Below are 14,103 nucleotides of genomic sequence, written 5' to 3'. Positions count from 1 at the left end.
CCGGCAACCCGCCGTACGCCTCCAGGACACCTTCCGGATCGCGGACGTGCGCGGGGCCGGGGCGAGATCGACGTCTCCCGGCCCCGGTCACCGCCCGGCGAGGATCACGGCCTAGTTGTACTTGTACAGCCGGGTGGCGATCCTGTGGCCCTGGTCGAACACCGAGGCGCGGTACATGCTCACCGAGAGATCGCCGTGCACCGCCTTCCCGCAGGTGTTGGACCCCGCCAGCTGGTGGATCTCGAAGCGCGCCGTCGGGTCGCCCGCGAGGAAGTATTCGGCGCGGGCCTGGTGCGCGTCCGCACGCGTGTCACAGGCGAAGACGAAGGTGGTCCTCTCGGCGAAGCACGTGCTGGCGGCGCGCCTGGTCGAGGTGCAGACCTTGGAGCGGGCCTGCGCGGAGGCCGGGGTGACACGGGTTTCCCGCTTGACGGGGTACTCGGTGTCGGTGCGCACCGTCTTCCATCGGCTGGCCTTCACCCGGTGGCCACCGCGGTACAGCGCGGCCCGGAACGTCACCGTCTTGCCGACCTCGCGGTTGCCCCGGACGGTGTCCGCGCCGGCCAGGTTGTGGATGACGTACTTCGTGCCCAGGTAGCCGTTCATGTAGTAGTCGACGACGGCGTGGAGTTTGTCGCTCGCCGTGTCCTCGATCGTGATGCCCGGCCGATCGCTCGTGTCGGGGCCCACGCAGGCCGCCGCGCCTCTGACGCGGACGCAGGTGGGCTTGTCCTGCCCGGTCACGGCGGCGGGGGTCACGGCGGCGGGCGGGTGGGCCGCGGGGGAAGCCTTGCTCAGGGAGGCCGGGGCGGGCTCGGCGAGTGCGGGGGGTGCGGTCAGGGCCGTCGTGGCGGTGACGATCGCGATCACCGAGATCAGGACCCGGACCGGGATTCTGTGCTCCATGTTCACTTAGATGCCGGGCGGCGCGGTTGTGTTGGGCCTGGAAACCGACATTTTCCTCGGGGACCGCTGCGGGCTCACCCGTCACACGCCGGAGGGAATTCTCGTCGACGGGATATTCAGGTCAGGAAGTGGCCGCTATGGCTCGTAACGTGGGGTTCAGAGAACGGGCCGGGGAACGGAGAGGGTGGAGATCATGACCGTTGGCGGGCAGATCGTGGAGGACGAGCAGATGGGGTCGTCGGAGATCGGGGGAGAGCGGGGCGATCTGCTGGCGCTGCTGGGGAAGAGCCGGCATTTCCTGCGGTTCACCACCCGAGGGCTCAGCGACGAGCAGGCCAGGCAGCGGACCACGGCCAGCGAGTTGTGCCTGGGAGGGCTGATCAAGCACGTCATGGGGGTCGAGCGGGGGTGGGCCGGCTTCATCCTGGAAGGGGCGGGCGCGATGCCGGACTTCTCCGCGATGACCGAAGAGGACTTCGCCGAGTGGGGGAGCCAGTTCCAGTTGCTGCCCGGGGAGACCCTGGCCGGGGTGCTGGACGAGTACGCCGAGGTGGCCCGCCGGACGGACGAGCTGGTCGTCTCGGTGCCCGATCTGGATCTCCTGCGGGAGCTGCCCAAGGCGCCCTGGTTCCAGGAGGAGGCGTGGTCGGTCCGCCGGGCGTTCATGCACATCGTCGCGGAGACGGCGCAGCACGCCGGGCACGCCGACATCATCCGCGAGTCCCTGGACGGGGCCAAGACCATGGGGTGAGACCGCCCACGAGCGGCTGGGACGCGGGAGGGCGCCGCGTAGCCGGGGGTTCGCCCGGCTACGCGTGGATGAGCCGCCCGACCGCGTCCAGGTGCTCCTGGCGGCCGATCGCCAGGAGGTTGGAGCGGTAGAGGCCGATCGTGCCGGGGGCGTCGAGGGCGGCCCGGGTGCACGGGCGCAGGTGGTTGCTCAGTTCGTCGATCAGGAAGACCTGGGGATAGTGGGCGAAGACCAGGTCGAGCAGGGGGCCGGTGGGGGAGCCGCAGTTCTCCTGGAGCTCGGGGTGGAGCTCGAACAGCAGGGTGGGGGAGGCGGCCATGGCCTGGACGGCGCCCTGGAGGACGAAGCCCTCGTAGCCCTCGACGTCGATCTTGATGATGTCGGGCGCGGGGAGGCGGTTGGCGGCGAGGTAGGCGTCGACCGAGGTCATGGGGATGGTGATCGCGCCGGTGCGGGTTCCGACGTTCGCCGCCGCGGCCGAGTGCTTGCCGGACTGCTCGGCCGACAGGTGGACGGTCAGCTCGCCGGGGGACGCGCCCACGGCCATCGGCTCTATGGTCACGCGGGGGGCGAGGCCGTTGCGGTCCACGTTGCGGCGCAGGTAGGAGAGGTTCTCCGGGACCGGCTCGAAGGCGATCAGCCTGCCGGCCGGGGGGAGGTGGGTCGCGCCGGTGCAGGCGTAGACGCCGATGTTCGCGCCGACGTCCAGGATCGAGTGGCTGGCCTCGGCCAGCTGCTCGAAGATGCCCACCTCGAATTCCTCGTAGTAGCCGCCGGAGACCGACGGCATGATCGTTTTGTCCCAGAGCGGGCCGGTCAGGACGACGCCCCGGTACCGGGCCTCGGCGTCGCGATCGCCGGCGGTGACGGCCAACCGGAAGACCTGGTGGTAGATCCGGTTGACCAGGGGTAAGCGCCGGACGCTCCGGCCGCGTAACAGCACGCGGGCCACCCGGCTCCTGTTCGCCGCCCTGGCCGCTCGCATCGCCGTGACGGCGAGATCCCGCCGGAGTCGCTTCATCGATATGGCCATGATGTGAAGTCTGCTGCGGCCGGCGGCCGTTCGGGGAGAAACGCGGGAGGCCGCCGGTCGCGCCCCACGGGGCGGACCGGCGGCCTCCCGACGGGTCACCAGGTGGTGGGCTTGCCCTTCTGGTACAGCCACACGTCGAAGAAGGCGGTCAGGTCCATGCCGGAGACGCTCTGGGCCTCGGCGACGAAGTCGGCGGTGGTGGCGTTGCCGTACTTGTGGGTGGTGGCCCAGTCCTTGAGGAGCTTGAAGAAGGCGGGGTCACCGATCTTGCCGCGGAGGGCGTGGAGGGTCATGGCGCCGCGGTTGTAGGGGACGTTGCCGAACATGTTCACCGGGCCGGGGTCGGTGGTGACGGTCTGCCAGAAGGACGACGTCGCGGCGCGGCCGTAGTTGCCGCTGCCGTCGAAGGTCTGCTGGGCGGTGGCGCCACCGCTGTGCTCGGTCCACAGCCACTGGGCGTAGGTGGCGAAGCCCTCGTTGAGCCAGATGTCGGACCAGCGCTTGACGGAGACGCTGTCGCCGTACCACTGGTGGGCGATCTCGTGGGCCATCGTGTTGACGCTGGGCGCGCTGGAGAAGATCGGCTTGGTCTGGCTCTCCAGGGCGTAGCCGACGTCGGGGGCACGGTCGACGATCGCGCCGGCCGAGGCGAAGGGGTAGGGGCCGAACAGGGTGTTGAAGTACTCGATGATCTCGGGGATCTTCGCGACGGTCGCGGCGGACTGGGTCGCGAGCTGCGGGTCAACGGCGGTGTAGATGGGGATTCCGCCGGGCGTGGACGACTCGGCCACCTGGAACCTGCCGATGGTGATCGTGGCGAGATAGGTCGCCATGGGCTCGGTGGAGTCCCAGACGAACGTCGTGCGGCCCTTGGCGGTCTTCTGCGACAGCAGCTGCCCGTTGCCGACGGCGGTGAGGCCCTCGGGGACGGTGGCGTGGAAGGTGAACGTCGCCTTGTCCGTGGGGTGGTCGCTGCCGGGGAGCCAGGCGGCGGAGCCCTGGGGCTCGCCGGGGACGAAGACGCCGTCGTCGGTCGGCACCCAGCCCTCGATGGAGTCGTCCGGGTCGGTGATGACCGGGGGGACACCCGCGTACTTCACGGTCACGGTGAACTCCGTGCCGGTCTTGAGCTTCGGCCGCGGGGTGACGATCAGCTCCTGGCCCTCCCGCCGGAACGACGCCTTGTGCTTGCCGACGGTGAGGGAGCTGATCTGCGGCCCCCGGAAGTCGAGGTCGAACTGGTCGAGGTCCTGGGTCGCCACGGCGGTGATCGTCGTGGTGGCGTCGATGCCCTTGGTGGCCGGGTCGAACGTGAAGGCGATGTCGTAGTGCCGCACGTCGAAGCCGCCGTTGCCCTCGTCGGGGAAGTACGGGTCTCCCACGCTGGGCGCACCCGCCGTGTACCGCGGGCCGCCGTGGCCGTCCGGGGACGCCAGCGCCGGCTGCGCGGCGACCAGCACGGACAGGCCGGCCGCGACGGCCGCGCCACGCAGACTGCGAATCCTCATGCGATTCCTCTCAACGATCTCGACCGGAATTTACGCCGAGGACGATCTTCCTCCGGAGGAAGCGGCGGTTTCGGTTACGACGTCGGCGACGGTGTCCGACAAGACGTCAAAGATCGTACAAAAACGCCGTAAACCGTTCAAGAGTGTATGAAACACCTGTTGGATGGCCCGTAGGCGGCCTCGCGGCCGAGCGCCGGGGAGCCTGGCCGGAGGGATGCGCGCCGGTCGCCCGGATGGGCCGATGGGATAGTCGGATCGTCCAGGTGGTGTGCCGGTTCCACCATTCCGGTTGCTCTCAGCTGGGATCATAGTTAGCTCACTCGAGGGCACCCGCCCTAGTGAAGTCCATTTCCCCTCCGCCTGGAGTACCTGGTGAGTGACGCGGTGACGAGTGCGGTGAGTGCTCAGGTCCGGAGCACGGACGCCGGCGTGTGGCTGAGCGTCGCCCGGGACGGCGAGGTCGTCTTCGACCGGGTGCCGCTCGGCGTGGTGGTCGACGGCGCCGAGCTCGGCGCCGCCGCGGAACTCGTGCGTGTCACCGAGCGGACCGTGCGCGACCGGTTCCTGGCCCGCTCGGGCAAGGCCGCCGGCGAGCACCGCTACGAGCACCGGGAGGTCGTGTACGGCTTCCGGGAGGCCGGCGTCGAGTGGGAGGTCGTGCTGCGCGTGGCGCGGGACGGCGTCGCGGTGCGGTACGTGCTGCCGGCGCTGGACGGCACGGCCCGGGTGACCGGCGAGCGTACGGCCGTCACGGTGCCCGCCGGGGCGACCAGCTGGGTGCTGGACTACCAGACCTGGTACGAGACGCCGCGCTACCGGGCCGGCACCGAGGAGCTGGCGGGGGCGTACGGGTTCCCCTTCCTCATGCGGGTGGCGGACGAGCGATATGTCCTGATCACCGAGTCGGGGATCGACGGGCGGTTCGCCGGGGCGCACGCCGAGGTGGCGGAGGGGACGCTGCGGGTCGTGGCCGCCGACGACGCGGTGGAGGTCACCCGAGGCCCGGTGACGCCGTGGCGGGTGTTCATCGTCGGGACGCTGCCCGAGCTGGTGTCCTCGCTGTTCGTCGACGAGCTGGCGCCGGCCGCCTCGCCCGAGCTGGAGGACGCGCCGTGGATCCGTCCGGGGCGGGCGGCGTGGTCGTGGTGGTCGGACTTCTACTCCGGGGCGCGGCTGGACAAGCAGAAGCACTTCGTGGACGTGGCCGCCGATCTCGGGTGGGAGCACCTGCTCATCGACTGCGGATGGGAGGAGACCTGGGTGCCGGAGATCGTGGCCTACGCGAGCCTGCGCGGCGTCCAGGTGCACCTGTGGACCATCTGGCGGGACCTCAACAGCCCGGAGGACCTGCGCAGGCTGGCGCTGTGGCGGTCGTGGGGGGTCGCGGGGATCAAGGTCGACTTCATGGAGTCGGAGTCCAAGGACCGCTACCGCTGGTACGACACGATCCTCACCGAGACCGCGCGGCTCGGGCTCATGGTCAACTTCCACGGGTCGGTGATCCCGCGCGGGTGGTCACGGACGTTCCCCCAGGTGATCGGGTACGAGGCGATCCGCGGGGCCGAATACTACGTGTTCTTCGAGAACCAGGCGCTCACGGCGGCGCACAACGTCGTCCAGCCGTTCACCCGGAACGTGGTGGGCGGGATGGACGCCACGCCGGTCGCGTTCGGCGCGGCGAATCGCACGACCGGCGACGGGCACGAGCTCGGCCTCTCCGTGGCGTTCGAGTGCGGCATCACCCACTTCGCCGACCACGTGGACGCCTACACCGCACGGCCCCTCGCGGCGCGGTTCCTCGCGGAGCTCGCCCCGAGCTGGGAGGAGACGAGGCTGCTGGCGGGCGACCCCGACACCCACGCGGTGATCGGCCGCCGGTCCGGTGACCGGTGGTTCGTGGGCGGCATCGCCACCGGGGAGGCCCGCACCATCCGGGTGCCGCTCGACGGGCTCGGGGTGGGGCCGGACGCCCAGGTGTGGATCGTGAGCGACGCGACCGGCCGGCGATCGGCCGGCGAAGCACCGGCCACCGACGCGAACGGCGAGGCGCGGGCCACCGGGCTCGTGGAGCGGACGGTGAGCACCGGGGACGGGTTCGACGTCCAGGTGGCCAGGGACGGCGGCTTCGCCGCCGTCGTGGCGCCGGCGGGGACTGATCTCTTCAGGGCCGCGCCCCGGCCGGTCCTGCGGGCCCCGGACGTGCACCCGGCGGTCGCCGAGGTCGGACCGGACGGGACGGCGTCCCTGACGACCGCTCCGGACGCCAGGCTGCGCCTGCCCCCGGGCTGGACGGCGCGCCGCACCGGTGAGACCGGGTGGTCGGTCCGCCCCGCGGCCCTGCCGCCCGGCGGGCTCGGCGTGGTGACGGTCGAGCGGGACGGCGACGGGCCGGTGCCGGTCGTCGCGCACGCCCGCGTCGTGCGGCCGCTGACGCCGGGAAGCCACGCGCTGCCGGACCTGCCGATGATCGCGTTCGTCAACGAGGACGGCCCCGTCGAGCGCGACCAGTCGAACGGCGGAGGCAACCCCGGGGACGGGCGGCCCATGCGGGTGGCGGGGCAGGCGTTCGAGCGCGGTCTCGGCACGGCGCCGTACTCGGAGGCGCGCTTCCACCTCGGCGGGGCCGCCGAGACGTTCACCGGAGCGGTCGGCGTGGACGACGAGTCGGCCGGCGCGGCCAGGGTCGCCGTGCTCGGCGACGGCCGCGAGATCTTCACCGCCGTCGTCCAGGCGGGAAAACCCGTCACCGGCTTCGCCCTGGAGGTCCGGGGCGTGCGGACCCTGTGCCTGCGCGGCGAGGCGGCGGCACCGGAGGACACCGGTGTGCACGTCGACTGGGTCGACCCGGTCGTCCATGTCACACCCACCAGTCGGTAACACCGTGCCGGTCACGCCGACCGGTGCACAGCACGATCAGAGGAACACCATGAAACGCACGTTGACGGCCGCGGCGGCGATGGCCGCGGTGGCGACACTGCTCACCGCCTGCTCCGGTGGATCCGGATCGGGTGCCGGTGCGAGTGCCGCGCCGGCGGAGAAGGTCACGCTCACCTACGCCAACTGGAGCGAGGACCAGTCCCCCGCGATGAAGCAGATCGCGGCGGAGTTCGAGAAGGCCAACCCGAACGTCACCGTCAAGGTCCAGACGCTGCCGTGGACCGAGTACTGGTCGACGCTCCAGGTCGGCGCGGCGGGCGGCACGGCGCCGGACGCGTTCTGGATGCTCGCCGACCACTTCCGCGAGTACGCCAAGGGCGGCCAGCTGCTCGACCTGTCGGACACGGTGAAGTCCGCCGGGATCGACCTGGCCGCCTACCCGAAGGCGGTCACCGACTCCTACACCTACGACGGCAAGACGTTCGCGCTGCCCAAGGACTTCGACACCAACGGCGTCTGGTACAACAAGGCGCTGTTCGACGCGGCGAAGGTCGCCTACCCCGACGACACCTGGACCTGGCAGAACGTCCAGGACGCCGCCAAGAAGCTGACCGACAAGGGCAAGGGCGTGTGGGGCATCGCGGCCCCGATCGACGCGCAGGGCGGCTTCTACAACACGATCCTCCAGGCCGGCGGGCAGATCATCAACCCGGAGGGCACCGCGTCCGACTTCGCCAGCCCGGCCGGGGTCGCGGGCCTGAAGTTCTGGACCGACCTGCAGGCCGCGGGCTCGTCGCCGACGCTGCAGCAGCTGTCGGACACCGAGGCCGTCTCGATGTTCGAGAACCAGAAGGTCGCCATGTACGTCTCCGGCGCGTACTGGGCCTTCCGCTTCCACAACAACGCCGACCTGAAGGGCAAGGTCGACGTGGCGCCGCTGCCGCAGGGCGTCAAGCGCGCCACCGTCACCAGCGGCATCGGCAACGCGGGGTACGCGGGCAGCAAGCACCCCGAGGAGCTGAAGAAGTTCCTCGCCTTCCTCGGCGGCACCAAGGCCGCGGAGATCCAGGCGGCCACCGGGACGGTGCTCCCCGCCTACAAGGGGACGCAGCAGCCGTGGCTCGACGCGATGCCCGAGTACAACCTGAAGGTGTTCATCGACGCCATCGACTACAGCGTGCCCTTCCCCGTGGCGGGCAACGCGTCGGAGTGGCAGGGGCTGGCGGCGCAGTACCTCACCCCGGCGTGGAACGGTGAGAAGCCGGTGGAGCAGGCGGCGAAGGAGTACCAGGACGCCGTCGACAAGGTGCTCGCGAAGCAATGACGTCCGCGACGACCACGCCTGTACGGCGGCCGGCCGGCCGCCGTACAGGCGTCAGCGAGCCGAGTGCCTGGTGGGCGGCGGCGTTCATCGCCCCCGCCCTGCTGGGCCTCGCCGCGCTCTACGTGTGGCCGTTCCTGTCCACCTTCGTGAAGAGCTTCCAGGACGTGCCGGCGTTCGGGCCCGCGACCTTCACAGGTGTGGACAACTACACGGCCCTGCTCGGGGACGAGGAGTTCGGGAAGGCGTTCGGCAACTCGGCCCTCTACACGGGGATCATCCTGCTCGGCATCCCTCTGGCCGTGGTGCTGGCCGCGCTGATCGAGCAGGTCGGCCGGGGGCGCGCGGTGTACCGGGTGCTCTTCTTCCTGCCGGTGGTCACGTTGCCCGTCGCCGTCGGCATGGTCTGGCGGTTCATCTACAACGGCGACTTCGGGCTGCTGAACACCGTGTTGTCGTGGTTCGGGGTGGACGGGCAGTACTGGGTGGCCGACCCGCGCTTCACGATCTACGCGTTCGGCGTGGTCGGCATCTGGATGAGCCTCGGCATCAACATGATCATTCTCGGCGCCGGGCTGCAGGCCATCCCCAAGGACCTCTACGAGGCGTCCGCCCTGGACGGCGCCGGGCGGGTGCGGCAGTTCGTGCACATCACGGTGCCGCTGCTCACCCCGAGCATCTTCTTCGTGACGATCCTCAGCGTGATCGCCGCACTGCAGATGTTCGACCTGATCTTCGTGATGCTGCGCGGGGTGAACAACACCGCCCTCGCCGACTCCAAGACGATCGTCTACCTCTTCTACGAGAAGGCGTTCGTGCAGTTCGACCAGGGGTACGGCGCCGCGATCGCCATCGTGCTCCTCATGGTGATCATGATCGCCACGGCCCTGCAGTTCCGCCTCCAGCGATCGTGGGTGTTCTATGGCTGAGTCCGCCGCCCGGCGGCGCGGCAGGCCCGCCGCCACCTGGCCGATCCACGCGATCCTGATCGTCGCGGCCTTTGTCATGGTGGTGCCGTTCGTCTGGCAGATCCTCACCATGTTCAAGACGACCCCCGAGGCGACCAGGATCCCGCCCACGGTCCTGCCGGAGAGCTTCACCCCGCACGCGTTCGCCACGTTCTTCTCGACCACGCCCTTCTGGTCGATGTTCGCGGTCTCGACGGGCGCACTGGTGATGAGGGTCGCCGGGCAGCTGGCGATCGCCTCCCTGGCCGGGTACGCCTTCGCGCGCATCCGCTTCCGGGGCCGCGAGCCGCTGTTCGGCCTGTTCGTGGCCATGCTGATGGTGCCGAGCCAGCTCTTCCTGATCGGCCAGTACGGGCTGGTCCGGGACCTCGGCCTGCTGGACACGCTGCCGGCGCTCGCCATCCCCGGGATGTTCTCGGCGTTCGGCACCTTCCTGATGCGGCAGGCGTTCCTCACGATGCCCAAGGACTACGAGGAGGCGGCCCGTCTCGACGGCGCCAACGCCTTCCAGGTGTTCTGGCACGTGATGCTGCCGATGGCGCGGCCCATGCTGGCCGCGCTGGCCGTGCTGACCGGCCTGTACTCGTGGAACGACCTGCTGTGGCCGCTCATCGTGTCGCCGTCGGGGGAGAACCGGCCGCTGCCGGTGGGCCTCGCCGGGTTGCAGGGGCAGTTCGGCACGGACTACCCGACCCTCATGGCGGGGGCGTTCGTGTGCTCGATCCCTCTCGTGATCGTCTTCCTGGTCCTGCAACGGCAGTTCTTCGCGGGCATCGCGAGCAGCGGACTCAAGGGATGACAAGGAAAGAACATGGTTGACGACGGACGGCGCGCGCCGATCCACCTGCGGGCCGGGGGCACCAGCCTCGTCGTGGCCGTCGACGGCGGCCGCCTGCCGCGCGTCCTGCACTGGGGCGCCGACCTCGGCCCCCTCAGGGACGACGCCCTGGCCGATCTGCTGCGGGCCGCGCTGCCCGCCGTCGGCGACAGCGCGGTCACCTACCCGCAGCCCGTCCCCGTCCTGCCGCAGCTGGCGGAGGGATGGCTCGGACGGCCGGGGCTCACCGGCGACGACGACGGCCGGCGCTGGGCACCGCGGTTCCGCGAGGCGGAGCACCACCTCGACGTCGCCGCCGCCGGGGGGCCCATGCTGCGCTGCGCGGCGCGCGACCCGGAGTACGAGCTGGCCGTCGAGATCGAGATGCAGGTGCTCGCCGCGAGCGGGCTCGTGCGCCAGCGGGCCCAGGTCACCAACCACGGCGCGACGCCGTACCGCGTCCAGGGCCTCGAACTGGCCCTTCCCGTGCCGTCGGACGCCGCGGAGGTGCTGGACCTGACCGGCCGCTGGGCCCTGGAGCGCGTGCCGCAGCGGCGCCCGTTCCACGTCGGCGAGTGGGTGCGGGCCTCCCGGGGCGGCAAGCCGGGGCTGGAGCACACCATGCTGCTGGTCGCCGGCGAGGAGGGCTTCGGGTTCCGGCACGGCCAGGTGTGGGCGACGCATCTGGCCTGGAGCGGCAACCAGGTGCTCGCCGCCGAGCGCACCCCGGCGGGGACCCGGCACCTCGCGGCGGGGGAGACGCTGCTCGCCGGCGAGGTGGTCCTCGGGCCGGGCGACTCCCACCGGAGCCCGTGGCAGTACGGCTCGTGGGGCGTCGGGCTGGACGGCCTCGCCGCGCGGTTCCACCGGCACCTGCGGGCCCGGCCCGTCCACCCCCGCTCGCCGCGGCCCGTCGTGCTGAACACCTGGGAGGCGGTCTACTTCCGGCACGACCTCGGGGTGCTGTCCGCGCTCGCCGAACGCGGGGCGGAGATCGGCGCCGAACGGTTCGTGCTGGACGACGGGTGGTTCCTCGGCAGGCGCGACGACACCACCTCGCTCGGGGACTGGACGGTCGACCCTGCGGTCTGGCCGGACGGCCTGGAGCCGCTGGCCGCCAGGGTGCGCGAGCTCGGCATGGACTTCGGGCTGTGGTTCGAGCCCGAGATGGTCAACCTGGACTCGGAGCTGGCCCGCGCGCACCCCGGGTGGGTCTTCGACGCCGGGCACGGCCCCGGGCTGCCCTCCCGCTACCAGCACGTCCTCGACCTCGGCCACCCCGAGGCGTACGCGTATCTTTTCGAGCGCATGAGCACCCTGGTCGGGGCGCTCGGCGTCGCCTACATCAAGTGGGACCACAACCGGTACCTGCTCGACGCCGGGCACACCCCCGCCGGGCGGCCGGGCGTGCGCCGGCAGGTCGAGCAGGCCTACCGGCTGATGGCCGAGCTGAAGGCGGCCCACCCGGGGCTGGAGATCGAGTCGTGCGCCAGCGGCGGCGGGCGGATCGACCTCGGCGTGCTGGAGTTCGCCGACCGGGTCTGGCCGAGTGACTGCAACGACCCGCACGAGCGGCTGGAGATCCAGCGCTGGACGGGCCTGCTGGTGCCGCCGGAGATGCAGGGCACGCACATCGGCGCCGAGGAGTCGCACACCACCCGCCGCGTCCACCCGCTCGACTACCGGGCGGAGAAGGCGCTGTGGGGACACCTTGGCGTCGAGGTCGACCTGCTCACCGCCGATGAGGGGACCCGCGCCGCGCTCGCCCGGTGGGTGGCGTTCCACAAGGAGCACCGGGCCCTGCTGCACTCGGGCGAGGTGGTGCACGCCGACCTCGCCGACCCGGCCCTGCGCCTGGAGGGGGTCGTGGCGGGCGACCGGAGCGAGGCGCTGTACGCGTTCAGCGTCGTCGAACGGCCGTCCACCTGGCCGCCGGGACGGATCCGGCTGCCCGGCCTCGACGACGAGCGCGTCTACACCGTCCGGGCCGTGCATCCCGGCGCGGGCCCGGCGGCGGGCGCCGTGCCGCCGCCCTGGCAGCGCGACGGCGTCACCCTGCCGGGGCGGGTGCTGCGGCTCGCCGGGGTCGAGGCGCCGTCGCTGGACGTCGACCGCTCGGTGCTGCTGCGCGTCGCCGCCGCCGCGCCGTGACAGGGGGCGTCTACCCCTTGTCGCGGTTGCGGTACTCGGTGGGGCTGACCTCGTGCGTCCGCTTGAAGTGACGGGAGAAGTAGAACGGGTCGTGGTAGCCGACCTCGCGGGCGATGCCGGCGACGGTCTCGTCGGTCAGGTCGAGCAGGTTGCGCGCCTGGGCCATCCGCAGCGCCGTGTGGTGGGCGAGCACCCCGCCCCCGGTCGCGCGGCGGAACAGCGCGCTCAGGTGGGACGGCGAGACGCCGACCAGCGCCGCGAGGTCGGCCACCCGCACGGTGCTGTCCAGCCGCTCGGCGAGGTAGGCCATGGCCCGTTGCAGGGGGTCGCCGGGCTCCGGCATGGCGCGGTCGATCACGATCTGGGTGAGGAGCTTCCACGCCGCGCCGGCCGCGCCCATCAGGCTCGCCGGGGAGTGGTCGCGCTCCAGGATGGTGACGATCTCGTCGAGCAGGGCGATGGCGCGGTCCAGCCGCCGGACGGGGATCACCGGCCGGGACGGGCTCGCGCCCATCTCGTCGATCAGCTCCGGGAGGTCGCCGCCGCGCAGGTGGCACCACCAGATCGTCCATGGGGCGTCGGTGGACGCGCCGTAGGAGTGCGGGGCGCCGCGCGGGATCACCAGCGCCGTGCTCGGCCCGACGCGGTGCTGCGCGCCCCCGACGTCCGCCCAGCCCGTGCCCGCCGCGCACACGATGAGGATGGTCTCGTCGGTGCCCCTCGGCCTGGTCATCAGGTGATCTGTCGCGTTGGGGTAGTGGCCGCAGTCGGTGACCACCAGGCGCCTGGTCACCGGGCGGGACTGCGCGTCCGCGAGGACGGGGCGCGGCACGACGGTCAGCCGCTGGTTGCGGAAGCCCTCCTGTATCGGCATCGCGCCAGTATGGCACAGACCGTCGGATCGTCCAGGTAGTCCCGAGCTTCGGACATTCCCCCCGGGGCGCCGGCACCTGTTGACTTGTCGCGACACACACGCCCGGCGCTCGCGTAGCCGGCCGGGCTCGGCGCCACCGGGGGGACATGGATCATGGGACGGGGATTGCTCAGCGAGAGGGTCGCCGTGGTGACCGGAGCCGCCTCGGGCATCGGCGCCGCCGTGGTGGACCGCTTCCTGGCCGAGGACGCGCGGGTGATCGCGGTCGACGTGGCCGAGCAGCCCGCCGGCCGCCCGGGGGTGCTGGCCCTCACCGGTGACGTCGCCGACTCCACGACCTGGCGCCGCGTCGCGGACGCCGCGCGCGAGGAGTTCGGGCGGCTGGACGTGCTCCACAGCAACGCCAGCGTGGTGGTGCGCGCCCCCGCGCACGAACTGGCCGAGGGCGACTGGAACCGGCAGATCGCGGTCAACCTCACGGCCTCCTACCTGGCCGTCCACGCCTGCGTCGGGCTGCTGCGCGAGAGCCGGGGCGCCGTCGTGCTCAGCTCCTCGGTGCACGCGCTGGCGGGACTGCCCGCGCACCCGGCCTACGCCGCCGCCAAGGGCGGCCTGGTGTCGCTCGGCCGCCAGCTGGCCGTGGAGTACGGCCCCGAGGTGCGGGTCAACACCGTGCTCCCCGGGCCGATCCTCACCCGCGCGTGGGACGGCATCGGCGAGGAGGACCGGCGGCGCAGCGTGGCGGGCACCGCCGCCGCGCGCTTCGGGCGGCCCGACGAGGTGGCCGCCGCGGTGACCTTCCTGGCCTGCGACGAGAGCTCGTACGTGACCGGGGCGTGCCTGGTCGTCGACGGCGGCTGGACCGCGGTGAAGGACTCCGCGTGACGGGCACGGCGG

General features: G+C 71.8%; 11 protein-coding genes. 7 read left to right on the top strand and 4 right to left on the bottom strand.

Annotated features, from left to right (window positions below):
* Positions 1-111 precede the first annotated feature (111 nt).
* A complete protein-coding gene (locus ACFP1K_RS20280) occupies positions 112-906 on the bottom strand; it encodes a hypothetical protein (protein WP_380755562.1) in 795 nt (264 codons plus the stop codon).
* Positions 907-1,099: 193 nt separating this feature from the next.
* Here ACFP1K_RS20280 and ACFP1K_RS20275 point away from each other — a divergent pair, with 193 nt between their 5' ends.
* Positions 1,100-1,657 (top strand): DinB family protein, encoded by a 558-nt coding sequence (locus ACFP1K_RS20275; RefSeq protein ID WP_380755560.1) that lies wholly within the window; start codon positions 1,100-1,102, stop codon positions 1,655-1,657.
* A gap of 58 nt (positions 1,658-1,715) precedes the next feature.
* Here ACFP1K_RS20275 and ACFP1K_RS20270 read toward each other — a convergent pair whose 3' ends face one another.
* Positions 1,716-2,678, bottom strand: coding sequence for an FkbM family methyltransferase (locus tag ACFP1K_RS20270; RefSeq protein ID WP_380755558.1), 963 nt, complete (start codon positions 2,676-2,678; stop codon positions 1,716-1,718).
* Positions 2,679-2,785: 107 nt separating this feature from the next.
* A complete protein-coding gene (locus ACFP1K_RS20265) occupies positions 2,786-4,198 on the bottom strand; it encodes a M1 family metallopeptidase (protein WP_380755556.1) in 1,413 nt (470 codons plus the stop codon).
* 372 nt (positions 4,199-4,570) lie between these two features.
* Here ACFP1K_RS20265 and ACFP1K_RS20260 point away from each other — a divergent pair, with 372 nt between their 5' ends.
* Genes ACFP1K_RS20260 through ACFP1K_RS20240 form a run of 5 tightly spaced genes read left to right on the top strand, consistent with a single transcriptional unit; the run spans position 4,571 to position 12,332 of the window.
* A complete protein-coding gene (locus ACFP1K_RS20260) occupies positions 4,571-7,075 on the top strand; it encodes a glycoside hydrolase family 97 catalytic domain-containing protein (RefSeq protein ID WP_380755554.1) in 2,505 nt (834 codons plus the stop codon).
* A gap of 49 nt (positions 7,076-7,124) precedes the next feature.
* Positions 7,125-8,399 carry an ABC transporter substrate-binding protein gene (locus ACFP1K_RS20255; RefSeq protein ID WP_380755552.1) on the top strand — a complete coding sequence of 425 codons (1,275 nt, stop codon included), beginning with the start codon at positions 7,125-7,127 and terminating at the stop codon, positions 8,397-8,399.
* On the top strand, positions 8,396-9,325 hold the full coding sequence (locus tag ACFP1K_RS20250) for a carbohydrate ABC transporter permease (RefSeq protein WP_380755550.1): 930 nt from the start codon (positions 8,396-8,398) through the stop codon (positions 9,323-9,325). The genes ACFP1K_RS20255 and ACFP1K_RS20250 overlap by 4 nt, the downstream gene beginning before the upstream one ends.
* Positions 9,318-10,163 carry a carbohydrate ABC transporter permease gene (locus ACFP1K_RS20245; protein WP_380755548.1) on the top strand — a complete coding sequence of 282 codons (846 nt, stop codon included), beginning with the start codon at positions 9,318-9,320 and terminating at the stop codon, positions 10,161-10,163. Before ACFP1K_RS20250 ends, ACFP1K_RS20245 begins: the two co-directional genes overlap by 8 nt.
* 12 nt (positions 10,164-10,175) lie before the next feature.
* Positions 10,176-12,332, top strand: coding sequence for an alpha-galactosidase (locus ACFP1K_RS20240; protein WP_380755546.1), 2,157 nt, complete (start codon positions 10,176-10,178; stop codon positions 12,330-12,332).
* 10 nt (positions 12,333-12,342) lie between these two features.
* Here ACFP1K_RS20240 and ACFP1K_RS20235 read toward each other — a convergent pair whose 3' ends face one another.
* A complete protein-coding gene (locus ACFP1K_RS20235; RefSeq protein ID WP_380755544.1) occupies positions 12,343-13,206 on the bottom strand; it encodes an AraC family transcriptional regulator in 864 nt (287 codons plus the stop codon).
* A gap of 153 nt (positions 13,207-13,359) precedes the next feature.
* On the opposite strand from ACFP1K_RS20235, the gene ACFP1K_RS20230 reads away from it, so the two are divergent.
* The gene (locus ACFP1K_RS20230) at positions 13,360-14,091 is read left to right on the top strand and encodes an SDR family NAD(P)-dependent oxidoreductase (RefSeq protein ID WP_380755542.1); all 732 of its coding nucleotides are present in this window, start codon (positions 13,360-13,362) and stop codon (positions 14,089-14,091) included.
* Positions 14,092-14,103 lie beyond the last annotated feature (12 nt).

The organism is Sphaerisporangium aureirubrum (assembly GCF_042658925.1).
GTDB lineage: Bacteria > Actinomycetota > Actinomycetes > Streptosporangiales > Streptosporangiaceae > Sphaerisporangium > Sphaerisporangium aureirubrum.
The sequence above is the reverse complement of the archived record's forward strand: the minus strand, read 5'-3'. Positions and strand labels throughout refer to the sequence as shown.